Genomic DNA, 1077 nt, shown 5'->3' on the forward strand with positions numbered 1-1077 from the left:
AAACCAGTTGACGGCCAGCCCGTCCCGCGCAAAAAGTATACGCCTGCCTTCAAAGCCGAGTGCGTGCGTCAGGTGGCCGCCGGGGCCAGACAATCCGACGTAGCTCGTGCCCAAGGCATCTCCCCCGCGCTGCTGGGGCGCTGGCAGCGTAGCGCGCTAGCGCAGGCCGTGCCCAGCAGCGCCGAGCGCGAGGAAATCAAACGCCTGCGCGCCGAGCTCAAGCGCGTGGAAACCGAGCGCGACATTTTAAAAAAAGCGGTGACCATCTTCGCGACGCCTCAGCCGTGAGCAAGTACCTCTTTATCCAGGCGGAGACGGGCACCTGGTCCGTCAGCGACCTGTGCCGGGTGCTGGGCGTGAGCCGCAGCGGCTACTACCAATGGCGCGCCGCTACGCCCCCACCGGAACCCACCTGGCAGCCGGCCGCCCAGCAGGCGTTTACGCGCCACGCCGGGCGCTACGGCACGCGTCGCCTGCGGGCCGAACTGCAGGCCCAGGGCCACCGGGTGGGCCGGTATGCATTGCGTGGCTGGCTGCGCGCCAGCGGGCAACGGGCGCTGAGCACCCGCCCTCAGCGGCCGCGCACCACCCAGGCCGACCCGGCCGCGGTCGTGGCCGAGAACCGGTTGCTGGGCCAGCCGGCCCCCACCGCCCCCAACCAGGTGTGGGTGGGCGACATTACCTACCTGCCGCTGGTCGGCGGGCGTTGGTGCTACCTGGCCACCTGGCGCGACGCCTGCTCGCGGCGCGTGGTGGGCTGGCACCTGGCCGCGCAGATGCCCACCGAGCTGGTGCTGGCGGCCCTGGAGCAGGCGCTGACGCTGCGCCAGCCCGCCCCGGGCCTCATCATCCACGCCGACCGCGGCAGCCAGTACACCAGCCTGGCCTGCCGCCAGCGCATCGCCCGGGCGCCGGGGCTGTGGCCAGTTACGCCCGGCCGGGCAACCCCTACGACAACGCGCAGGCCGAAGCCGGCTGGAGCACCCTCAAAACAGAGTTGTTGCCGCACGGCGGCGCTTTTGCCGACCTGGACGAGGCGCGCCTGGAAGTAGCCTACTACCTCGACACGTACTTCAA

2 protein-coding genes are annotated in these 1077 nt (G+C 70.9%); both read left to right on the top strand.

Annotated features, from left to right (window positions below; genetic code table 11):
- Positions 1-288 (top strand): transposase (locus ACYVKQ_RS23185; protein ID WP_460677759.1); only part of this gene is annotated, 288 nt, incomplete at its 5' end.
- Positions 285-1052 (top strand): IS3 family transposase, encoded by a 768-nt coding sequence (locus tag ACYVKQ_RS23190; protein ID WP_460677760.1) that lies wholly within the window; start codon positions 285-287, stop codon positions 1050-1052. The genes ACYVKQ_RS23185 and ACYVKQ_RS23190, both read left to right, overlap by 4 nt.
- Positions 1053-1077: the final 25 nt, after the last annotated feature.

The organism is Hymenobacter coalescens, assembly GCF_054783195.1.